The sequence below is a fragment of the Tautonia sp. JC769 genome (assembly GCF_040717455.1).
Classification (GTDB): domain Bacteria; phylum Planctomycetota; class Planctomycetia; order Isosphaerales; family Isosphaeraceae; genus Tautonia.
The window spans coordinates 57,918-79,864 of the sequence record NZ_JBFEFH010000006.1 but is presented as its reverse complement, the minus strand read 5'-3'; the positions used below and the strand labels follow the sequence as shown (position 1 = coordinate 79,864).

The following is a 21,947-nucleotide window of genomic DNA, read 5'->3' as shown; positions in this document are numbered from 1 at the left end:
GCGATCGCGAAACGATGGGTTCGTTGTTCAGTCAGGGCGAGGCCTGGGCGGCTTCCCCTCGCAAAATCCACGCCTCGTTCAACCGAGCATGGACGATGGTCGAGCCCTCGGGCCGTCGCCCGTGGGTATAGCTCACGTGAATCGAACCATCGCGGGCCTGCAAGATCGTCGGGTAATGAAACGCCTGGATCTCATCCGGGTCGACGGCGAGATGGCGTCGATGCGGCCAGGTTTCCCCTTCGTCGTCCGAGAGGGCGATGGCGAGCGAGTGGCGTCCCTTCACCGTGTCGTTGGAGACCAGCGCCCAGCGTCCGCTCTCGAGCCGAATCGCATCGACGCTCGTGCCGGGGTTGGGGATGTCGGATCGTTCGACCGGCGACCAGGTTTCGCCGTCGTCGAGCGATCGGCTCACGCAGACCGATTCCCCAGGCCCGTTGTTCCTCATGTAGGCGACGATGCCCCCGTCGTCGCGACGGACCAGGGCCGGCTGGATGTTCCCGTAGCCGATGAGCGGGGCGCTGAAGTGCCACGATCGGCCCTCGTCGTCACTGATGGCGATGATCGAGGCCGAGAACGTATCCGTGTAGAGCGGCAGCAGCCATCGCCCGCTCGGCAGCACCAGGGGACGCACCCGGGGCATCCACCCGAGCCGCTGATACAGCTCGTCGTCGGCCCGCTGGTTCATCAAGGTCACCAGCTCGGGCTTGACCCGGAGCCCGAGGTCCTCGACCCGGGCCATCGCCGCCCGATAGGCGTCCCCAAAGCCGGTCGGGGTGACATGCAGGACCCCGCCTCGCGACCACGAGGGAGGCCCTTCCCCTTCGCTCCGATCGCTCACATGGTACTTCAGCAAGGCCCCTTCCCAGCGATGATCGAGGATCGTCGGGTAAAAGAGCCAGAGCGAACCGTTCGGGGGCACGAACGTCACGGGGTTGCAATCGGGGTAATCCGGCGTGTCGGCCATGACGAATCGATCTTGCCACGCGGAGGCCCCCACCGGCTTCCGGGCGCCGAAGATCTGGACGTCGTCCGCCGTCCGCTCCCCCGAACCTCGATACCAGGTCACCAGCAGGCTGCCGTCGGCGCACTCGACGATGCAGGAGGAATGGTTGTGGATCGGCTCCGGAGGGAACACCTCCTGGAGCTCCAGGAACGGTTCCTCCGCCCGGGTCGTCGAGGCCAGCCCTCCCGCGCAGGCCAGGGTCAGGGCCAGGTTCAGCAAGCAGCAAGATCGATTCATGGCACGGTGCGTCTCGCTCGGTGTTGAGTTTCGACCGGCGATTCGTGCCAGTGTCGGCATCGTTCACTTCCCGGCCGGTTCGTAGCGACGGTCGTTGACGGTGCCGACGAGGATCCGCATCGGGTTCGGGACCGATCCCCCTCGACCATCGAGGGCCTGGTTGCTCCCGGTCGTGATGACCAGCTCTCCGGGATCCAGCGAAGGAAGCTGACCGACCGTCAGGGCAACCCGATCACCCCCGGGCCCGGGCGCCGCCGCCTCGGTCCACTCAAATGTATTACCCAAGACCGAGCCCGTGAGATAGACCCGACCCCTGTTCGATTTTTGTTGGGGCCCATGGTAGACGGCCACCAAGCCCCCCCGGCCCGAGTCGGTCACCCGGTTCGACTCGACCACCAGATCGAACTGCGGCGTATGCGACCAGGCATAATGAAACGGCGCATTCGTCGCATACGCCGACAGTCGGAACGCGTTCCCGCCCCCCAGCAAGCGGTTGCCGACCAGCCGGGTCCCGTAGTGGTTCCCGGTCAGCACGACCGGATGACCCTCGGAGCTCCCCCGACAATCGATGGTGTTCCCTTCGATCGACGTCCCGACGAATCCCGGAGTCACCGCGACGTCGTAGGACCCGGTCGGGAGCGGCCGATCGACCAGCATCACATGCCGGTCGAGGATCTGCTCGATCACCGCCCAGCGTCCGGCGTCGGGACCGGAAAGGACCGCCACCACTTCGCCGACTTCGGGATGCCTCCCCTGCGGCTCCGGTATCGCCACGACCCGGCCGTCGTCGGACACCCCCGCGTGCTTGCCTTCGAACCGAATCTGGTACGACTCGGTCAGCAGGATTTCCGGAGCGTTCGGGTGCGGACGCTCGTCGTCATCCATCGGGCCGACGCCGACCGCCGAGTTGTCTCGGACCGTCACCCCGTGCCCCCGATCCACCAGGACGACGAAGCGGTACAGCTTCCCGGCCCCCGGCTCCGGCCGAACCTCGTTCTCGACGATCGCGACGTCCTGGATCTCCCGGCCGGAGAGGAATGATCCGGCGAACGTCCCCGGCTGGGTTCCCCTGTGCCGGTTCTCCGCCACCCGCCAGGGGCCGTTGAAGATCATGATCGGCCCACCTTTGAGGGTGCAGCCCTCGATCACTCCCGAGTCCGTGTCGAGGAACCTCAGGCAATTCGGCGCCTCTTCCCAGTCGCTCCCGGCCACCGGGGCTTCCAGATCAAGCCCGGTCACCCCCACGTGGACCGGCCCACCCGGTCGTTTCCCGAGGTTCGGCACGCCCAGGATCGCTGCCCCCCAGGCCGCCCGGCGATCCCACCGCACCGGGCCTTCGAAGCGGACCTTCAGTCCCGAGATCGTCGTCCGGCCGGGTGCCCGAATGGCGATCGCCTCGGCCCAGGGGTCGTCATTCGGGGGCTGGCGAAACCGCAATTCAGCCCCAGGCTCCGCGACCAGCGCCGTCGGCTCCAGCAGTTCGAGCGGTCGATCCAGCTCGTAAATCCCCTGCGCCAGGCGGATCGTCCCCCCCCGGGCCGCCAGTGCCGCCAGGTCATCTCCCGGTCGAACCCGAGTCTCCCGGGCCTTCGGTGGCGCAAATCGCCTGACCGGATCGCACGCCTGCCCCGAAACGCGAAACACCGACGACCGGCCTTCGCCGTCGACCAGCCGGAGACTCATCCCCGAGCCGTCGAGATCGCGATACGGGACGAACGACACCAGGAACGAACCCGGCCGCGACCCCGGTTCGACCTCGAGTCGTCTCCGGCGATCGCCCACGAACGGCGAGCCGGCCAATCCACCCCCTCCCGAGGCCTCGAAGACCCAGGACCCTCGCACGCCATCACTCAGGATGGCCGTTCGCAGTTGACGGACGTCCGATTGATCGACCGCGATCGTCACGGCCCCCGGCCCGAGCGGCCCGCGGTCGTCCTGCCCGACCCATCGCACTCGGCCTGATCCCGCGGCCAATGTCGGCAGAGGGGATCGCCCAACGGCCCGATCCAGGGGGGCCGCCCCGGCCACCAGGACGACCCGATCGCGCGTGCCATTGCTATACGACAGGTCGATCCGGAGGCGTCTCCCTTCGAGGCCCGGCGAAGGACTGAGGTACACCTTGCCTCGCGTCCGGTCCTCCTCGGATCGGATCAACAAGGCGTCGTGGTGCCCTTCCGGATTGGGCCCGTACGCCCAGGACGGCCCTCGTTCGGCGAGCACCGTCAGTTCCCTCACGTCTGCGTCCGGGGCAAGACGGGCCAGTTCGATCGCGGCGTCCTCGAACCCGTCGGGCCCGACGGCGGGACCGGGACTCACCCGGTCCGATCCATCCGGCCCGACCCATCGGGCCGCGAGCTGGACCTCCGGCATCCGCGCGGCCAGGTCGGCACGCCCGCCCTGGACGCTCCTCGATAAGCGCTGCCCTCCCTCCAGTTCCACCTCGATGTCGAACCTGCGCCCTGTCTCGTCCTGGCTCGGCTCCACGGAAACCAGCGCTCGCGGCGACCCCGGTTCCCGGTGCACGTCGGCCGCCCAGTGCCCCCCGCTGTCCGGGTAGACCCAGATGTCTCGGCCGTACCCGCGAAGCGTCACCTTTTCGATGGCCCGGTTCGTCGGCAGGCCGTTCAGCTCGAACACCATGTCCTGGACCCCGTTGGGTCCAGCGGTGCCCGATCGCGAGACGCGATCGCTTCCCACCTGCCCCAGCCATCGCAGGGTCGGCTGAGCGTCCTGGCTCCGGCCCTGGGCCGACGTCGCAATCGTCACCGCAACCAGGACGAGCCATCGTCGAGTGAGAGTCTGCACCGATCGCCTCCTGCCCAATCTGCCGGGTGCAAGCCGATCCGCGATCCGTCACCGACGCCGCAATCCAACGCGAGCCCGGTCGAGGAGCCTACGGGAAGCCTTTTCTTCACACAAGCGCAAACAAAAACGCCGAGCGTTCCCCGGTCATGAACCAGGGCGCTCGGCGTGCATCACATGAAAAAAGTTGCACCGGTAGGAATCGAACCTACGACCTCCAGGTTATGAGCCTGGCGAGCTAACCGCTGCTCCACGGTGCAAGGATGATCCTATCAGAGTCCCCCCGGATTGCAAGACGCTGGCACCATTTCCCCCGGAAACTCCCCGTTTTTTTCCACTGACGTGGCATTCGTGCTCATCAGTTCGGCCCTCGATCCCCCGCCGTCGATCGGGACTCCGCCGGCTTGTTCAGCAGCACCACGTCGGGGCCGATGACCTCCAACCGCGCCGACCAGTGCCGGGCCAGCCAGACGAACGTCCGCTCCGCGAAGAAGGCGACATGCGTCGGGTCGTCCTTGTAGTGCCAGGTGCTGAAGGCCTGCCGGCCCCAGACGCGCTTGGTCATGATCCCCAGCCATCCGCCGGGCTTCAGCACCTGCCAGAGCCGTTCCAGATCGGTCCGGAGCGCCCGCAAATGTTCGACGACCTCGCTCGCGGTGATGAAGTCGTACGAGTGCTGCCAGGCCTCGGAGTCGGGCGCATAGATCGGGTCATAGATCCGGGTCGGGAACCCAGCCTCTCGCAACATGATCGAGAGGGCCGGCCCCGGCCCGCTGCCGAAATCGAGACCCGAGGCCCCCGGTGCAAGGCGCCGCATCATCGGCACCGCCAGGCGGCTCAGGAAACGCCGATAGCCCTCGTCGGCCGGGTCGTTCCGGTGAAGATCGTAGTATGCCTTCTCGTCTTCGCCGGACAGGAACGCATCCGCGGGCACGTGAACCAGCCCGCAGTCTTCGCAGGAGACATAGTGCCGGAGTCGATCCCGATGATAGGCGACCAGCACACTCCCGAGGCAGAGCGGACAGACGTGCTCGTGCTCATGCTCGTGACGGAAATGCGTCATCACGCTCGCCATCGACCCGATGGTGCCCGCAGGTCAGCCCTGCCGTCGCGAACGGTTCATCCATCCATAAAAAAACGCCAACCGCAAGGGTTGGCGTTTTCTCGGAATTGCATCGACCTCTGTCTCGAAATTGCGGCGGTAGGAATCGAACCTACGACCTCCAGGTTATGAGCCTGGCGAGCTAACCGCTGCTCCACGCCGCAAGAGGATTGTAACAAACCGGGCTCCAGAGTCAAACGAATCATCTCGAATTGACGCTGAAGCCCGTTCATTTCGCGGCGGACGCGGGCAAATGGTGCTCGGGTTGATCGTTCGCTCGATTGATCGGCGAGAATCCTAACGCTCCACGTTCTGCGTCATCGAGGGGGACGACCTCGCCGCATGGGGCGCCTTGATCGCCTTCGAGGACACCGCACCCGTCTTGCCGAGATCCCCCTCCACCTCCGCGGCGTGCCGGGTCTCATAATGCAAGACCGTCGCCGTCCCCACGAACAGGACCACCCCGGACCAGAAGAACATGCCGTAGAACAACGCGAGCTTGTGGCCGGTCCCGTTGGCGAACAGGCCTCCCACCTCGCTCGACGTCGTCAGCATGAGCAAGGACGAGAGGACGAGGCACCCGCCGACCATCGACCTCAGCAGGCGGGGCAGCGGATAGGCCCAGAGCCGGAAGATCAGGTACGTGTACGGCAGGAGGACCGTCACATAATGATGTTTCCAGCTTCGCTCGGAGACGATCAGCATCGTCAGGACGACCAGGCTGAACTCCCCGAGGAATCGGATGTTGTCCCGCCGCGTCGTGCTGGTCCGACAGAGCATCGCCAGCAGCCCGACCATGCCGATCGAGAGGGCCTTGATGGCGTAGACCACCAGATCCGGATTGAGCGAGAAGAAGTTCAGCCCCGAGTAGAGCGGGACGTATCGCCCGTCCCCCGACGCGTCCTGCTCGGTGAAATACCGCATGATCACACCGGCCATCGACTGGTTGATCTCGTGGTCCCCCACCTCATGCTCGACCACGAACGGCCGCAGCATCCGGTGCCACCACATCTGCAGGCATTCCCCGTTGAACTCGGGGCCGAGGATCGCGCTCGGGACGATCAGCAGGAACACGCCGAGCCCCAGGAACGTGGCCCCCACCACCCGCCACGATCGCTTGTAGAGGAAGTACGGGACGAACAGGGCCGGCGTCACCTTGTAGGCGATCGAGAGGGCCAGCGAGAGCCCGGCCAGCACGTCATACCCCTTGCGCCACGCATAGAGCGCCGCGACGATCAGGAACAGGATCACCAGATTGTTGTTCCCGTGGTGCAGGTCGCTGAGGATCGGCCGGAAACTCAGCAAGATCACCAGGAACAGGGCCCACCCCGGGATGCGCCTCGTGTCGCCCGAGGTCCGGGCCATCCTCAGGCAGAAGACGATCGAGAGGACCGTCAGCCCCGCCTTGAGATAATACCAGACCATCGAGGCCGCCAGCGGGGGCATGCTCGTCAACGGGTACAGGGTCAGCGGGAAGATCGGAGGATTCGGGAACATGTATTTGTCCCAAATGTTCACTCCGTCTTGCAACTGTTCGACCTGGTGCAGCCATCGGATGATGGCACTCCGCTCCTCGGCCGCCTTCAGGGAATAGATCCCCGATGCGACCAGGAACGTCACGGCCAACGAGATCCAGACGACGGACCTGACCCTTCGAGAGGAGTCGGGGAGGGTTTCCCCCGAAGTTGGCTCGGGCGGCACGGCAGACTCCTTCCTTGGAGGGGGCCTCGGGCGTCAAACAGCCCGATCCGTCGGGCGTCGATGGTTCCGGTGGCTCGGGCAACGATCAAGGGAACGCGTCCCATTCGATGGTCAGCGCCCCCTCGGGTCGAACCACTCCGATGAACGGCACGGGATCGCCCGGCTCCTCGACCTCACGAAGCAACCCCGGAGGATCGCTCCGGAGTCCTGGGACGGAGTGATACCGCAGCACGATCATCCCGTCAACGTCAACGGCGATCGGCTCGACCTCGAGCCGGCCGGCCTCGGCCACCACCCGGGCCTCGCCGCGGATGGCATCCCCCTCGAACCCCCGGACCTTCGCCACCAGCCAGGTCCCCAGATCCTCGACAATCTCGATCAGGTCCGGATTCGACCGGCAGAACTCCTGCGCGGCGGGCGACCAGCAGACGATCCCCTCCGGCCCATAGAGGCGACCGAATCGCTCGAACTCCGCCCGCCCCCAGGTCTCCAGGCCGCACAGCTTCCCCATGCCGAACTGCGAGAAGTTCTCCCGGACCGGGACATTCAGGAACGGCCCGCCGATGACCTCGACCCGTGCCAGGCTCGGCAGCAATCCCCCGTATCGATGGCCGCCGAAGGGGTCGGTCAGGTCGCCCCGCTGCTCGCCTCCCTCCTCGTAGAACAGGCGGTCTCCCGGCTCGAAGTGGGTGCGGACCTGATCCAGCAGCCAGTTCAGTTCCGGCGTCGGACGGCTCGACAGGAACGGCTCCTTCCCCGACGGACCAAACCAGCGGACCTTGGGGAGATCCCCCCCGTTCCAGACAAGCTCCGGCACCGGTTCGCGGCCCGTCCGGTACCCGATCGTCTGGATCATCGAGGGCAGGAACACCCGGACGCCGACCAGAACGACCGCCGCCAGGAACCAACGATCGAGCCGCACCGACGTCCGGCTCAGTTGTCGTCGCACGGCCGACCACCCCAGGCCGCTCGCCACGGCCGCGGCCGAGTAAACCGCATAGGTGTTCCGCCCCGGCTGAAGAAAGTTGAACGCAGGAAACCAGCCCGCGAAGTATCCCCAAAACAGACCCGCGGCGAGAAAGGTTCCCAACCCGATCGCCTGGAGCGGACACCGCTTCCGCAACGCCACCAGGCCGAGCATCGCCCCGCCGATCAAAATGATCTGGATCGGCGGCTGCGTCGGCACGTCCAACCCGAACACCTGCGCAATGCGACTGAAGACCGGCTCCGGATGCGAGAAGAAATCCGCCCCGTCGGGATCGCGCGTCCCCCGGAGCACGATCCCCGGGAGCCACCAGAACGCATTCATCGCCAGGACCGCGACGGGAATGACCAGCAGGCCCAGATGCCTCCCGACCGGGAACCGTTCGCCCGCCCTCCGGCCGCGCACGACCGCCGCGCCATAGGCCGCCAGCACCGCCGGGCCCACGGTCTGCGCCGCCAGCGGATGCACGAAGATCAAGATCCCCGATCCGACCGCCGCCAGGACCCAGCGCAGGACGCCTCCCGCCCGCAGGAACCCGACGATGAGCGCCAACGCCACCAATCCCAGCGGGACCACCAGCAGGAATGCCAGCATCCCGAACCCGGCGTACTCCAGCGGGAAATCGGTCCAGAGGTAGAGCAAGAATGCGAGCGTCCCCGCCACGACCGCGTCGAATCCCCCTCCCACGAGTCGGATCGCCAGGGCGATGAGCCAGGGGAGGAGGACCATGATCCCCAGCACCAAAAGCTTGTAAGCCCTGGCCGGTCGGTCCCGGCCGAACACGGCAATGACCACGTCGATCATCGTGCCGGACGGGTCGGAGACGATACTCTTGGCGTACCCCGACATGAAGTAAGGGTCGTAGCCGGCCGTCGTACCGTTCTGAACGAAATACGATCGGGTCACCAATGCATTGTGGTAATGCATCGGGTGGTCATGCCACGCCAACGGCCATCGACTGGCAACTTCCGACCACCCTCCCATGCAGGCCAGGCACAGCAGCGCATGGGACACCATCATCCCGACGAAGACGACCATGCGCAGGAACCGCCCCCAACGCGTCACCGATCGAGCGTGAGGCGGGTCATGGGGAGGAGCGAGCGGATGCTCCCCCTCCGCAAAGTGTTGCTCGGGGCCTCCGACGGGGACCGAGGGGGATCGATCGTCGGCGGGATGCTCGGCCAGCGGATAACCATCCATTGCGAGTGTCTTCGAGGGCGATCGATCGTCGGGAGTCGAGACGTGCACGCAAGCACGAGAGAGGAATGGCAGGGAAAAGGGTCGTGAACCAATGCGGCCCGCAGGATTCGAACCTGCAACCAAGGGATTCGAGGGCCCCCGCGTTTCCACGAGGCTCGGACTATCTCATCCTCCCCGCCGACCGATCCATTGATCTTGAGATCTGAGACACGATCGGAGAGGGAGGCCGGGCGCTCATCGGCGGGGATTATTGTTGGGACTCACCCCGCTAGTCTCTGAACCGTCCTGGCCACCAGTGCCCGACCAGGCTTGGCTGCGGATTACCCTGCCGTGCCGTCCCGATCGCTCGGCGATTCTTCACGGTTTAGGCTTCCCGCAATTCACCCGGTTCGCAGCCGGATGTTACCACCCGGTGCCACCATTCGGATTGATGAGTCCCCTGCTCTGCCGTTGAGCTAGGGCCGCTTCTGCACAGACCATCATGGCAACGGGCCGGATCACTTTGCAAGGTGATTCGGCCCGGGGCATTCTGGTATTCAGGTTCTCTGGCAGGCAATGGGCCGAACCGAGTCCGAGCAGGCGAGAGCGAGTCCAGCGGCCTGACCCGGACACACACACACACGCCGGTCGATTCCCGGGGGCCTGCCGACGTTACTTGGCGACCCCCACGGCGGCCTTCGGCTGCGAGACATGGGACCGCACCGGATGCGGCTCGTCGGAGGAGAGGACGCCCGACCCGCTGGCCACCGAAGGCTTGACCTTCGCCAGCTTGATCGAGTGCGCCAGGCCCACCCACGACATCAGCTTGACGGCCATGTAGGTCATGTCGACCTCCCACCACCGCAGGCCATGCCGGGCCGACGTCTGGAAGGCGTGGTGATTGTTGTGCCAACCCTCGCCGTAGGTCAACAGCGCGACCCACCAGAGGTTCGTCGAGGAATCGCGCGTGTCGTGCGATCGGTAGCCCCAGACGTGCGTGGCCGAGTTCACCAGCCAGGTCGTGTGCAGGACCAGGACCGACCGGACGAAGAAGCCCCAGACGAGGAACGGCATCCCGCCAACCGCGAACAGCAAGACCGCCAGGCCGATCGGGAAAATCAGGTGCCACCGGTCGAGCCAAACGTGCACCGGGTCTCGAATCAGGTCCGGCGCCCAGCGGGCGTGATAAGCCGGCGTGTGCTCCGAGGTGATGTCCGGGGTCATCCACCAGAACATGTGGGCCCAGCCGAATCCGCCGTGCAACGGGCTGTGGACGTCGTGCTCATCGTCCGAGTGCGCGTGGTGCTTGCGGTGATCGGCCACCCAGTGAATCGCCCCCCCCTCGGAGGCGGTGCAGCCGATCGCGGTCAAGACGTATTCGAACCACTTCGGACGGACCGCGAAGCTCCGGTGAGTCAGGAGCCGGTGGTACGTCATGCAGATCCCGATGCCACCGGAGAGCCAGTGCAGGAAAAGACAGACCGCCACCGCCTTCCAGCTGAAAAATCGGGGGAAAAACGCCAGCAACGCCCCCGCATGCAAGGCTGCGATCCAGACCAGAGGGGGCCAGGCGATTCTCGTCGCCCGGGACTTGGGCTGTGCCAAGGTCTCCATCGTCATGAGGTTCCTTTGACTGCCGTTTCGGGATCGTGGAGGGTCGGCTGCGCTCGCTAATCCGCGATGACTGAGCAACCTGGATCGAGCCCGGGGGCGGGAAACTTACGGAGATTCGGGGAAGGTACCGTCCAGCTCAGTGGACATCAAGCGCCCAGGTTCTCGCTCCGCGGAAGATTTTTTTCGGAGCAAGATCGGGAGAATCGGCCCCATCGCCGGCCAATTGGGACCCTATCATGGCGAATTGTCAAGACTCGGGATAGAGCAGATTCGACGCTCGTCGATCGCGGAACGCGTCCTCATCCTGCTTCCATCGCCTGCTCAGCCCCTCAAACCAGGCTTCCAGATCCAGGGCGTCGTCCCGGGCCGCCTGCTCGATTGCGATCCGCTCCTCGGACGATCCGAACAACAGGTCGATCGCGATCGGGGCCTCGATGAACTCGTAAGGCTCCGTCCGCCAGGCAAACCGCCCCGGGTCCGCCTGTACGGCCTTCATCAGCATCAGCACGTAGGTCCGGAGCGCCGAAAATGCCCGCGGATCGACCACATGCGGCTGGACGCCGAAGCAGGTCGTGCCGGCGTGCTTGTGGAAGACCGGCCGGAAGATGTTCGGTCGCAGGCAGACCCCCGGCTCGTCGTCCAGCACCTCGGCCATCTCGTGCGACGCCGAATCCAGCCAGGGTGCTCCCCAGTTCTCGAACGGTCGCGTCGTTCCCCGCCCCTCCGACAGGTTCGTCCCCTCAATCAGGCAGCCCCCCGGATAGACCAGGGCCGTCTCATACGTCGGCATGTTCGGCGAGGGAGGGACCCACGGCAGGCCCGTCTCGGGCCAGAAACACCCCCGCGTCCAGCCCTCGCAGGTCATGACCTCAAGATCGAGGTCGAGCTGCCGCTCCAATCGAAAGAGCCTGGCCAGCTCTCCGACCGTCATCCCGTGGCGGATCGGCACGGGATACGCGCCGACAAAGCTCTCGAACCCCTTTTGAATCGACGGCCCCTCCACCGCCAGTCCCCCCAGCGGGTTCGGCCGATCGAGGACCAGGAACGAGCATCCCACGCTCGCGGCCGTCTCCATCGCGTAGAACATCGTCGCGGCGAAGGTGTAATACCGAGCGCCCACATCCTGCAGGTCGAAGATCAGGCAATCGAGGCCGTCGAGGTCCTCTGCCCGCGGTTTGAGCGTCTCGGGGGTCGCCCCATAGAGGCTCACGACCGGCAAGCCGGTCCGGGAATCCGTCTCCGAACCGGCTCCCACCATGTCCTGCAACTCGCCCCGGAGTCCGTGCTCCGGGCCGAAGAGCCGGACCAGCTCGACGCCCGGGGCGGCGTGCAACAGGTCGATCCCGTGGCGGAGCCGCCGATCGACCGTGCTCTGGTTCGCGATCAGCCCGACCGTCCTCCCCTTCAATCGGGCGAAACGCTCCTCCACCAACCGGTCGAGACCCGTCGCCACTCGCGGTTCGAACCCGATCATCCCAATCCCCTCCTCGCCAGGATCACCGCCCCCAGCACCGGCTCGGCCACCGTCCCCAGGGGGCCGAGCCGACTCCCCAGCCCGTCCTTCACCAACCCTCGAAGCCGCCCCGCCCCCAGCAGGAACCCCCCTGCCATCGCCAGCGGAGGAGGACCACCCCCCTCCTCCCCGTCCCAACCGATCCCCCGACGAACCGCCTCGACCAGCGCCACCAGTTCCCCTGCCGCAGGCCTGAGGATCAATTCCTCGACCTCCCGGTCCTGCTCGGCCGCCTCGACCACCCGGCGCGCCAGCCCGGCAATCCGCGCCCGATCCCAGCCCGGGCCGTACAGCTGCGTCACGATCTCGCGAGGGGTCGGCGCCCCCAGCTCTCGGCAGAGCGTCTCGGTGAGCCGATCCGGCTCCGGCGGCGTCGATCGACCATCAAACCGCCTGGCGACCAACCTCAACCCGGCCAACGCCACCGCGTAGGCGCTCCCTTCATCGCCGATCAACGGTCCCCAGCCTCCCGACCGGCCAGTCCGACCCGTTCGGGAGCGACCGACCGCGATCGAGCCGGTCCCGGCGATGAGCGCAATGCCGAATCCCTCGGGCGTCCCTGCCGCCAGGACAAGATCGCCGTCGTTCGCGGGGATCAACCGGTTCGCCCAGCCCTCCTCCTCGCACCAGCGTGCCAGCAAGGCCCGCTCATCGGGACGATCGAACCCCGCCAGGCCCAGGCAGGCGACCTCGATCGGGGCTCCACCGGCCCCCGCCTCGGCCCTCGCCTCCGCGATCGCCTCGCCGAGCGCCGCCCGCGCCCGATCCGGCCCGATCGCCTTGGCATTCGACGGCCCCGCCGCCCCCCTCCCCAGGATCGTCCCCTCACCCTCGGCCAGCCAGGCGACCGTCGAGGTCCCTCCCCCGTCGACTCCCAGGACCAAGGGGGGCCGGCTCATGATGACTTCCCGCGAGTGGCCGCCTCGATGGCACCCCGGACCTGCCCTCCGGCGCCATCGAGCGCACGGCGGGCGGCCTCCGCGTCCACGCCGGCAATCGCCATCACGAGCGCCGCCTTCAGATGGCCGCCGGTCTGTTCGAGCAGTTCCCCCGCCCGGTCGTCGTCCACCTCGCCCAGTTCCCGGAGGATCCGCCGCGTCCGAATCCGCAGCTTCTGGTTCGTCGGCTGCAGGTCGATCATCCGGTTGCCGAACGTCTTGCCGATCAAGACCATCGCCCCGGTCGTCAGGGTGTTGAGCACCAGCTTCGTCGCGGTCCCCGACTTCAACCGGGTCGATCCGGCGATGATCTCCGGGCCCACCAGCAGGGCGATTTCGATGTCGACGCGATCGCCCAGCAGGCTCGGCCGGTTGCAGGCGATGCCGACGGTCGTCGCCCCGACTTCCCGGGCGCGATCGACCACCCCCAGTACATACGGGGTCCTCCCCGACGACGCGATGCCGACCACCACGTCCTGCGCCGACACTCCCAGCGCGTCCAGATCCGCCGCCCCTCGCTCCGGGTCGTCTTCCGCCCCTTCCACCGCGCGGGTCAACGCCGTCGGGCCGCCGGCGATCAGGCCCACCACCATCTCCGGGGGCGTGCTGAACGTCGGCGGGCACTCCGAGGCGTCGAGCACCCCGAGCCGGCCCGAGGTCCCGGCCCCGGCATAGACCAGGCGTCCCCCCCGGCGGAACCGGTCGGCGATCAGCTCGACGGCCCGGGCGATCGCCCGCTCCTCCGCCCGGACGGCGGCGATGACCTTCGCGTCCTCCTCGTTCATCACGCGAACGATGCCGAGTGCATCGAGCGTGTCGATCCGCTCCGATGCCGGATTCCGAGACTCCGTCAGCAAATGGTCTTCGAGGGGCATGATCCGTCCCGATCTTCCTTTTGGTTGCGTCGATCGTTGATGCCGCGCAATCGCCCGCGGCCGATCACATCCTACCGGATCATGCCCGGGTCCGGATTCCCCCCGACGCCCGGAATCAACCTTCGCCCTGCTCTCGGACGTTGAATTCCAGCTTCCAGCGCCCGGGCGATCGCGTCCCCTCGCACCAGAGTTCCAGCGTGCCCACCTCGGTCACGATGCTGTGCAAGGTCACCGGCACGACGTCCCCCTCCTCCCCTTCCTGATCGCCGAGCGCCATCACCAGCGGGGTCAGCTCGACCAGCTCGTCCGACGACCAGCGATCCAGGACCGTCCCGATCGCGTCGTCGCGCCGAACGGTCGAACCGAGGAAGCGGAATTCGGCCGATTCCCCCACCACCAGGCCCAGTTCCGAGCCGGGTACGTCCGCCTCGGTCCCCTCCTCCATCCCCATCGGCACGACGCAGAGCGCCTTGATCGGCGCCGGGATCCCCGGGACCGCCGGGGCCGAGGTCTCGATGCCGACGTAGTACGATCGCGGCACACCCCCTCGAATCCGGATCCCCTTGCCCCGCCGCACCATCCCGTAGTAGGCCGCCCCTCGCGCCACGGCCAGGTCCGGCTCCTCGGCGGCGAGGACCGTGATCGGCTCCCCTCCCCAGTCCGACAGCGTTTCCGAGATCCGGTCCCGCAAGCCCGCCCCTTGGAACACGCCCCCGTTGAACAAGACGGCCGAAGGCCGGGCGATCGACTCGGCCGAAGCGGTCGCCTGCCCTTGCCGGCTCAGGAAGCGGGCCAGGTGCCGGGTGATGGCCGGGTCGGCGGCGTACGGCAGGCCGATCTCCGTCAGGCCGATCCGCCGCCCCCGGGCGGGCTGGTCCGTCGCCTCGCACTTCGGGAAGAATCCGTCGAGCAGGACCGTCTGGAGCGTCTCCCGCGTCAACTCCGCCTTCAAGGCCCCGCCGATGACCTTCGACCCCCGGCCGAGCACCGAGACCGTCACCGCGCCGAGATCCGGCTTCGAAAGGAGCGTCTCTTTCGCGTTCCGGCAGGCGTAGGTCAACCCGACCCGCTGGGTCGGATCGAGCTTCTCCATGCCCCCCGGCAGGGTCGCCGCGACCGCGTGCGCCAGGGCCAGGTCCATGTTGTCGCCGCCGAGGAGGATGTGCTCCCCGACCGCGAGCCGGTTGAGGACCAGGTCCCCCTCCTGCTCCGCCACACCGATCAGGGTGAAGTCGGTCGTCCCCCCGCCGACGTCGCAGACGAGGATCAAGTCCCCCACCGTCACCCGCTTCCGCCACCCGTCGCCGAGGCCGGACAACCAGGCGTAGAAGGCCGCTTGCGGTTCCTCCAGCAAGGTCACCTGTTCCAGCCCGACGTTCTTCGCCGCCTCGACCGTCAGCTCTCGGGCCACCGCGTCGAACGACGCGGGGACCGTCAGATAGATCTCCTGCTTCTCCAGGCAGTCCCCCGCCGACTTCCCCGCGATCTGCGCATTCCAGGCATCGCGCAGGTAGCCGAGATAGGCGCTCGATGCCTCGACCGGCGAGACCTTCGGGACCTCCTCCGGGGCGTTCCAGGGCAGCAGCGCCGTCTCGCGATTGACCCCTTCGTAGCAGAGCCAGCTCTTGGCCGAACCGACCAACCGCCCCGGCACCTTCGAACCATGCTCGCGGGCGAGCACGCCGACCACCCGATCCGGCTTCTTCGACCAGGGCAGGTCGGTCGACCCGGTCGGGAAATCCTTCTCCGAAGGCAGGTACAGGAACGACGGCAACACCGGGCGTTCCGCGACGTCATTGACCGCCACCAGTTGCGGGATCGCCAGCGACCGGACCGGGGCCGTCCGGTCGTCGGCCGACTCCGAAGAATCAACATACGCCAGGGCGCTATTGGTGGTTCCCAGGTCGATGCCGACGACGTATCGGGACATGGAGATCGTTCCAGGCGAGCTCGGGGGACCGGGCGGCTCGATCGGCCCGGTCGACTCGTGACCTCAACAGGGCGTTTACACTTCGATTTCTGCGGGCGCAAGCACGGTTGATTCATCCCGGGCCGCGGGGATGTTCGGCAGCCGGGCGGCCGTCACCCGCCAGCCGTGGTGCTTCAACGTCCCCTGGTACGGCGGGTTCCCCGAGACGTTGCCGAGCAGCCGGATCGCGGCCGGGTCGAACTCGGCATCGACCGACAACGAGTCCCCTTCCTCCCTGGCCAGCACCGGCTGGATGTCCAGGTACTCGGCCAGCGCCTTGCGGCAGCCGCGATGGATGTCGCGCACGGCCGCGCCGATCTGATCGTCCGGGAAGCCTTCCAGATCTTCCTGGAGGAAGTCGATCAGGCGGCCGTCGCGCTGCAGCAGGGCGAGGATGCGGAGATCGGGGCCCGCGGCCGTCGGCGGCTCCAACGCGAGCGCGACCCGATCGGCCCGCTCCCGATCGGTGAGCACGTCCCAGAAGGCCCGAAACGATAGCAAGAAGCGATTCAAACCGCGTCCTCCCGCAGACTCAAACCAGGGCGATCCCGGTCGGCGCGATCGGCGCACCTGCCCGCCGCGCCGACTCCGTTTCCATCGGTCGTCCCGTTCAGTCTAGCGGCCTCGCCCCCTCAAGGGAACGGCTCGACGAGTCGGATCGGAACAGGCTCATCCGCGAGGCGCGGTCGGTCAGGGGGCCCGATTGCGCGACCTTCATCTCCTCGCGTGTCGAATCGGTGATCGCGACATCCACCCCCGGGGCCTGCACGCGGAGGCCCGGCTCGGGCCGGGGCGTCGAGGCCTTCGGGAAGAGGGGCTTGCCGGCGTTCTTCTCGAAGAATCCGGGGCGTTTCTGGCCCTGGGCGCATCCGGCCAGCACCAGCGCCATCCCCATCAATGCCACCGCCGCGGTCTTCGGGAGCACCCCCCGCCCTCGGCGGCGGACGCTCGGCCATCCGTTGCTCATCGGACCGACTCCTTCCGGGAGATCGAGAACACGAGACAGGCATCGAGCACCCTGGTACTCATCGAGAGATGCCGTAATCTGACGGATTCACCACCGTCGGTCTCAAATAGACCCAAGTCTATCACGCGAATCGGCGCCCGGGGGGTCAATCTCCCGGGGTTACGGCGGGGGGGCGTGCTCACCATCATCCCCTTCGGTCGAATGCGACGGACCGTTGGGATCGGCGCCTCGGTCCGATCCGGGATGCTCCGTCCAGCCGGACGCCGGGCCCGGCTTCGGGCCTCCGGGGGATGAAGTCCGCCGAGCCGGATCGCCGAACCTCTGGGCTAGACACCAGGCTCTGCCGCCTCGGGTGCCGCGATCGCGTCGCGGGCCCGAGTGGTTCGGATCGAAGGTGTACCGCGAGGGCGGCCATCGATCGGTCGAAGCGGCAGTCAAGGAGGGGTTCTTCCATGAATCGAGATTCCCGTCAGCAGATCAATCGCCCTCGTACCCACCGGGCCAAGGCCCGCGTGGGGCTCGAATCGCTGGAAACGCGCCAGCTGCTCTCGGGTGGGGGTGGACAGCTCAACCCGGACCTGATTCCCAGTCTCCTCTACAATCGCTCCACGACGAACTTCCCCGTCGTGGCCCGGCCTCACCCGATCGGGGACAGCCCGGAGCTCCAGACGCTCCTCGACAACGACGGCAAGGTCCTGATCGGACAGTTGCCCAACGGTGACCAGTTCTCGATCACCGTCACCGGCCCGGGCGTGGCCATCGTCACCGACGTCACCCCGAACGACGGCCTGCTCAACTCCGAGATCGACACGATCCAGCTCGTCGGCACCGACCTGCACCGGACCCGTGTCACCGGCCAGGTCAAGAGTTCCGACCGCGTCATCACCGACGGCCTGGTCGGCTTCAATCGCCTGATCGCCCCCGACGGCGTCGCGTCGATCGACCTCAACGGCTTCGTCCTCCGCGAGACGAGCCAGGCACCGACCGGGCCCCCGCGCATCGCCCTGCTCGGCGGGGTCAAGTCCCTCGCCTTCCACGCGATCGAGGCCTCCGTCAATCCCGAGGCCGACCAGCCGGTCGACGTGATCATCGGCGACCCGAGCACCCCCCTGCGGGTCCGGCCCAACATCCAGATCGGCCACATCTTCAACACGGCCTTCGATCCGGCGGTCGGGCCGATCAACAACGTGCCGCAGACCGACCCCACGGTCCGCCTGATCGTCAACGGCGACATCCAGAGCCTGGAACTCGGCTCGGTCACGGCCAACGTCGTCCCGGCCGACATCAACGCCATCCTCTCGCCCGTCGCCTACACCGGCCGCACGAACGTCGAGGCGCGCGGGGTCGAAGGGATGAAGGTCGTCGGCTCGGCCCGCAACCTCGTCCTCGCCCGGGGCGATCAGCCCTTCACCGACCGCTTCAGCGGCCTCGACCGGGTCGGCCACGCCTACTTCGGCGGCCCCGCCGACGCCGTGGCGATCGACGCCACCGCCGGCCGGATCGGCCAGTTGAAGTTCCTCCGCGGCCTCGGCAATCCGGCGAACACCACGCCCTCGCTGCTCGAGGCCGGCAACCCGATCGGCAAGCGCGGCTACCCGGCCTCGGGCCTCGCCGGCGGGGTGATCGCCGCCCGGGAAATCGGCTCGTCCTCCTTCGGCCCGGCCAACCTCGTCCGCCAGGTCCCCCCCGACCCGCGGACGATCCAGGTCAACGGACCCGGCACCATCAACTACGTCACCCGGCCCGGCTTCGCCCAGACGAACGTGACGATGGCCGCCAACCGCTCGATCGGCGACACGACGATCGTCGGCGATTCGCTCAACACGCTGGTCGCCGCCGGATTCGACTACCTCTCCTTCCGCCAGGGCCTGGATCCGATCCGGCAGCCGAGCCGCATCGGCTTCTACCAGCAGCGGGGCGACCTGGTCGACACGGTCATCGCCTCCTCGTACCGGCCGACCAACGGCGTCTACGGCACCCCGACCGATCAGGCGGGCAACGGCACCATCGCCGGCCGGTTCACGGGGAACCTCTACCGCATCACCGGCGACGAGGCCTTCGCGCCCCCGACCGGGCCCACCCGAGTCCAGGGAGCGGGCTTCTTCGCCCGCCGCCTGATCGGCGACCTGCCCTCCCTCGGCGGCCCCCAGGCCCCTGGGCCCCGGCGGGTCGATTCCATCCTGAGTCGGCTCTGAGAGCCCTCGGCGATCCGAGCCGAGCCGACGTGAGTCATCGCTCAGGCTTCGCCTCGGATCGCCCTCAACACGCAAAGGCCGCGGAGGACCACGTGGAGTCCTTCGCGGCCTTTCGTGTTCGCGATCGGCGCGTCCGGTTGGGGGCGGGACGCGGGACGGTCCGATCCCCCTCGGCCGATCAGTACCGCAGCAGCGCCGTCCCCCAGGCCAGGCCGGCGCCGAAGCCGGAGAGCAGCAGCAAATCGCCCGCCTGAATCTGGTCGTCGCGTCGCAGCTCGTCGAAGGCGATCGGGATCGACCCGCCCGAGGTGTTCCCGTACTTCTCGAGATTCTTGAACACCTTCTCGCGGCGGAATCCGAGCACGTCGCTGGCCGCGTGGATGATCCGGATGTTCGCCTGGTGCGGGATGAACCACCGGACGTCGTCGATCGTCTGCCCGGCGTGCTCCAGGACCGCGCTCGACGAGTCGGCCAGCATCCGCACGGCCCACTTGAAGACGGCCCGGCCATCCATCGTCAGGTAATGCAGCCCCTGCGTCAGCGCCTCGGCCGAGGGGGGCAATCGGCTCCCGCAGGCCGGCCGGTTCAGCAGATCGCCCCCCGACCCGTCCGAGCCGAGCTGGTAGGAGAGGAACCCCTGCTCCGGCTCCCCCGGGCCGAGCAGGACCGCCCCGGCCCCGTCCCCGAACAGCGGATAGCTCTTCTGGTCGCCCGGGTTGATGACCCGACTGTTGCAGTCCGCCCCGATCGCCAGCGCGCGCTTGCTCGTGCCGGCGGCCACGAACTGAGCGGCCGTCAGCATCGCGTACATGAATCCGGCGCAGGCGGCCTGGAGGTCGAAGGCCGGGCACCGCAGCTTCATCCGGTCCTGGATCAGGCAACCGGTCGAGGGGAAGGCCATGTCCGGGGTCATCGTGCCGACGACCAGCAGGTCGACCTCGCCCGGGTCGCACCCCGCGTCGGCCAGGCAGCGCTCGGCCGCGGCGATGCCGAGATCACTGGTGGCCTGGTGGGGCGGGGCGAACCGGCGCTCGTGGATGCCGGTGCGGTTGACGATCCAGTCGGGATCGAACCCCATCAGCTCGCACAGGTCGTGATTGGTCACGACCCGCTCCGGGACATACCGACCGCTCCCCAGGATTTGCACCCCGCGCAGCGAACGGATGGGGGCGTCGGTCTGCGATTGGCCTGTGCTCATGGGCGACGGCGTCGATCGGTATGATTCGGGAGGGGGGATGCGAGACGAGGTCAACCGTCTCGCCTTGCGGCTCGATTCGCTTCGGCCGGGGCACGCGGTCCGCCGCGATTCCCGTCCCGACACGCGCGGCGCGGCTCCACGACTTGGGCCACGCGGCGGCGATCGGATCCAGGGCTCGTCGGGAGGTCATGAAGCAGAACGAAGGGGATCGAAAGCGTACTGGCTCCAGACGACCGGGAAGTGGATCGACTATACTCAACCTCGCCGAACCTGACCATACCAAAGCGTAACCGCCGATGCCCGACCACCTGATCCGCCTCCGAGGCCCCTGGGAACTGCGATTCTCGGCCGATTCCCCGTCCGACGCCCGCCACGCGACCCGGATCGGCCTGCCGGCCGACGCGATCCCCGAGGACCCGCTCCCGATCACCCTCTCCCGACGCTTCGGCCGGCCGATTCGCGTCTCGCGGACGCAACCGTGCCGGCTTCGCTGCGCGTCCGTCCCGGGGTTGCTCGCGATTCGCCTCAACGGCGACCCCCTGTTCGAGCGACCTCCCGAGGCGGCCCTCGCGACCGATCCGATCGAGCTGGCGATCCCCGGGGCCCTCCGCGATCGCAACCTCATCGAGTTCACCGTCCTCGGCCTCGCGGCGCGTCTCGCCTCCCCGAACACCCCCTGGGGCTCGGTTGTCCTGGTTTTTCCCGAGACCGATGAATCGCCTTCGTGTTGACGAACCCGATCGCCCCGCGCGATGATGGCGGTTTCCGCCCCGCGCCGCCGCGGCCGTCCCCCGGGCCGCCTCCTCGGTTGCAACCATTAGGACCCATGCACGTCGAGCACCCATCGCTGGCACCTCGTTACTGGCTCTGCACCGCAGGGTTCTGGATCGCGGGCGCGGCCCTCGGCCTGCTCTGCCTCAGCGCCGCCCTGATGCTCTGGATCCTGCTGACCTGGGATCAGCGCCTGCTCGTGCTCCTCAGGCAACCCTGGTTCACCTGGACGGTCGAGCTGCCGATCACCGCCGGGGCCTTGCTCGGCTCGTACCTGCTCTGGGGCCGCTGGACCGACGCGCACTGGCAGCGCCGGGCCGGCCTGCTGGTGATCCTCAACCTGTTCGACTCGATCCACTGGGGCATCTCCCAGGCCGGCATGATGGGCCTCCCGGTCGGGGCGATGGGGCACGACTGGCTGCTGTACAACTCGGTCCTGATCTTCGGCTGGATCGAGTTCTACCTCTTCGCCAGCCTCGCGGCCGAGGTCGCCTCGCACCTCGGCATGAAGGCCGCGGCCGACGCCGGCCGGACCGCCCGCCAGTTCTCGATGGTCGGCCTGATCGTCTCCCTGATCTACTTCGTCACCCAGACCCGATGGGGAGCCGGCTGGCCCCTGATCGCCGGCCCCCGGCCCAATCTGGCCGAGGCCCTGATGTACCTCGGCGTGACCTTCCTCCGGGTGATTGCCGCGCTCCAGGTCGCGACCCTCTGCGTGATGGCCGGCATCGCCTGCCGGCGGACCGCCCGGGCGCTGGTGGCCGAGGAGGCCGAACAGCTCGAATCCGCGACCTACGACCCCTCCGGCCCCCCCGATCTCGATCGAGGCGGCTTCCCCGACGATCGCGACGCCTGGTGATCGGCCTCCTCCCGGTTTCCTGCTTGATCGCCCCGGACC

Annotated in this window: 16 protein-coding genes and 3 tRNA genes; 3 read left to right on the top strand and 16 right to left on the bottom strand. The window is 67.7% G+C overall.

The genetic code is table 11. From position 1 onward, the window contains the following. Positions 1–31 precede the first annotated feature (31 nt). From AB1L88_RS08420 to AB1L88_RS08350, 15 genes are all read right to left on the bottom strand, one after another. Positions 32–1,240: a sialidase family protein gene (locus tag AB1L88_RS08420; RefSeq protein WP_367096199.1), complete on the bottom strand. Its 1,209-nt coding sequence runs from the start codon at positions 1,238–1,240 to the stop codon at positions 32–34. Between the two features lie 63 nt (positions 1,241–1,303). Next, positions 1,304–4,045, bottom strand: a complete 2,742-nt coding sequence (locus AB1L88_RS08415; protein ID WP_367096198.1) for a hypothetical protein — start codon at positions 4,043–4,045, stop codon at positions 1,304–1,306. 184 nt (positions 4,046–4,229) lie between these two features. Then, positions 4,230–4,302: transfer RNA gene (locus AB1L88_RS08410), tRNA-Met, on the bottom strand. Between the two features lie 98 nt (positions 4,303–4,400). After that, positions 4,401–5,105 (bottom strand): class I SAM-dependent methyltransferase, encoded by a 705-nt coding sequence (locus AB1L88_RS08405; protein ID WP_367096197.1) that lies wholly within the window; start codon positions 5,103–5,105, stop codon positions 4,401–4,403. A gap of 130 nt (positions 5,106–5,235) precedes the next feature. Then, positions 5,236–5,308 (bottom strand) — tRNA-Met (locus AB1L88_RS08400). A gap of 133 nt (positions 5,309–5,441) precedes the next feature. Then, a complete protein-coding gene (locus AB1L88_RS08395; RefSeq protein ID WP_367096196.1) occupies positions 5,442–6,764 on the bottom strand; it encodes a glycosyltransferase family 87 protein in 1,323 nt (440 codons plus the stop codon). 166 nt (positions 6,765–6,930) lie between these two features. Beyond that, a complete protein-coding gene (locus AB1L88_RS08390) occupies positions 6,931–9,030 on the bottom strand; it encodes a hypothetical protein (protein ID WP_367096195.1) in 2,100 nt (699 codons plus the stop codon). Between the two features lie 95 nt (positions 9,031–9,125). Beyond that, positions 9,126–9,186: transfer RNA gene (locus AB1L88_RS08385), tRNA-Arg, on the bottom strand. A 495-nt stretch (positions 9,187–9,681) separates the two neighbouring features. Then, on the bottom strand, positions 9,682–10,629 hold the full coding sequence (locus AB1L88_RS08380; RefSeq protein ID WP_367096194.1) for a fatty acid desaturase: 948 nt from the start codon (positions 10,627–10,629) through the stop codon (positions 9,682–9,684). 241 nt (positions 10,630–10,870) lie between these two features. Beyond that, a complete protein-coding gene (locus AB1L88_RS08375) occupies positions 10,871–12,097 on the bottom strand; it encodes a DUF1343 domain-containing protein (RefSeq protein ID WP_367096193.1) in 1,227 nt (408 codons plus the stop codon). Further along, positions 12,094–13,035, bottom strand: coding sequence for a BadF/BadG/BcrA/BcrD ATPase family protein (locus AB1L88_RS08370; RefSeq protein ID WP_367096192.1), 942 nt, complete (start codon positions 13,033–13,035; stop codon positions 12,094–12,096). The genes AB1L88_RS08375 and AB1L88_RS08370 overlap by 4 nt, the downstream gene beginning before the upstream one ends. Continuing rightward, positions 13,032–13,949 (bottom strand): N-acetylmuramic acid 6-phosphate etherase, encoded by a 918-nt coding sequence (gene murQ, locus AB1L88_RS08365; RefSeq protein ID WP_367096191.1) that lies wholly within the window; start codon positions 13,947–13,949, stop codon positions 13,032–13,034. Before murQ ends, AB1L88_RS08370 begins: the two co-directional genes overlap by 4 nt. A gap of 115 nt (positions 13,950–14,064) precedes the next feature. After that, complete coding sequence (locus tag AB1L88_RS08360) at positions 14,065–15,879, bottom strand: Hsp70 family protein (RefSeq protein ID WP_367096190.1); 1,815 nt, start codon at positions 15,877–15,879, stop codon at positions 14,065–14,067. Between the two features lie 75 nt (positions 15,880–15,954). Further along, on the bottom strand, positions 15,955–16,431 hold the full coding sequence (locus AB1L88_RS08355) for a DUF2760 domain-containing protein (RefSeq protein ID WP_367096189.1): 477 nt from the start codon (positions 16,429–16,431) through the stop codon (positions 15,955–15,957). Positions 16,432–16,528: 97 nt separating this feature from the next. Further along, complete coding sequence (locus tag AB1L88_RS08350) at positions 16,529–16,885, bottom strand: hypothetical protein (RefSeq protein WP_367096188.1); 357 nt, start codon at positions 16,883–16,885, stop codon at positions 16,529–16,531. A 452-nt stretch (positions 16,886–17,337) separates the two neighbouring features. Between AB1L88_RS08350 and AB1L88_RS08345 the strand changes: the two genes are divergently transcribed. Then, a complete protein-coding gene (locus AB1L88_RS08345; protein WP_367096187.1) occupies positions 17,338–19,080 on the top strand; it encodes a hypothetical protein in 1,743 nt (580 codons plus the stop codon). A gap of 178 nt (positions 19,081–19,258) precedes the next feature. On the opposite strand, the gene AB1L88_RS08340 is transcribed toward AB1L88_RS08345, so the two are convergent. Then, positions 19,259–20,278 carry a beta-ketoacyl-ACP synthase III gene (locus AB1L88_RS08340; protein ID WP_367096186.1) on the bottom strand — a complete coding sequence of 340 codons (1,020 nt, stop codon included), beginning with the start codon at positions 20,276–20,278 and terminating at the stop codon, positions 19,259–19,261. 296 nt (positions 20,279–20,574) lie between these two features. On the opposite strand from AB1L88_RS08340, the gene AB1L88_RS08335 reads away from it, so the two are divergent. Together AB1L88_RS08335 and AB1L88_RS08330 are read left to right on the top strand one after the other, a co-directional pair. Continuing rightward, positions 20,575–21,009, top strand: a complete 435-nt coding sequence (locus tag AB1L88_RS08335; protein ID WP_367096185.1) for a hypothetical protein — start codon at positions 20,575–20,577, stop codon at positions 21,007–21,009. A gap of 95 nt (positions 21,010–21,104) precedes the next feature. Continuing rightward, entirely contained in the window at positions 21,105–21,908 is an 804-nt protein-coding gene (locus tag AB1L88_RS08330) for a hypothetical protein (protein ID WP_367096184.1), read from the top strand. The last annotated feature ends 39 nt before the right edge of the window (positions 21,909–21,947 follow it).

Bases quoted from the DNA above. Each gene is read 5' to 3' on its own strand.
- AB1L88_RS08420 (WP_367096199.1), bottom strand. From the start codon at position 1,240: ATGAATCGATCTTGCTGCTTGCTGAACCTGGCCCTGACCCTGGCCTGC.
- AB1L88_RS08405 (WP_367096197.1), bottom strand. From the start codon at position 5,105: ATGACGCATTTCCGTCACGAGCATGAGCACGAGCACGTCTGTCCGCTC.
- AB1L88_RS08335 (WP_367096185.1), top strand. From the start codon at position 20,575: ATGCCCGACCACCTGATCCGCCTCCGAGGCCCCTGGGAACTGCGATTC.
- AB1L88_RS08340 (WP_367096186.1), bottom strand. From the start codon at position 20,278: ATGAGCACAGGCCAATCGCAGACCGACGCCCCCATCCGTTCGCTGCGC.
- murQ (WP_367096191.1), bottom strand. From the start codon at position 13,949: ATGCCCCTCGAAGACCATTTGCTGACGGAGTCTCGGAATCCGGCATCG.
- AB1L88_RS08375 (WP_367096193.1), bottom strand. From the start codon at position 12,097: ATGATCGGGTTCGAACCGCGAGTGGCGACGGGTCTCGACCGGTTGGTG.
- AB1L88_RS08380 (WP_367096194.1), bottom strand. From the start codon at position 10,629: ATGACGATGGAGACCTTGGCACAGCCCAAGTCCCGGGCGACGAGAATC.
- AB1L88_RS08370 (WP_367096192.1), bottom strand. From the start codon at position 13,035: ATGAGCCGGCCCCCCTTGGTCCTGGGAGTCGACGGGGGAGGGACCTCG.
- AB1L88_RS08330 (WP_367096184.1), top strand. From the start codon at position 21,105: ATGCACGTCGAGCACCCATCGCTGGCACCTCGTTACTGGCTCTGCACC.
- AB1L88_RS08390 (WP_367096195.1), bottom strand. From the start codon at position 9,030: ATGGATGGTTATCCGCTGGCCGAGCATCCCGCCGACGATCGATCCCCC.
- AB1L88_RS08360 (WP_367096190.1), bottom strand. From the start codon at position 15,879: ATGTCCCGATACGTCGTCGGCATCGACCTGGGAACCACCAATAGCGCC.
- AB1L88_RS08350 (WP_367096188.1), bottom strand. From the start codon at position 16,885: ATGAGCAACGGATGGCCGAGCGTCCGCCGCCGAGGGCGGGGGGTGCTC.
- AB1L88_RS08345 (WP_367096187.1), top strand. From the start codon at position 17,338: ATGAATCGAGATTCCCGTCAGCAGATCAATCGCCCTCGTACCCACCGG.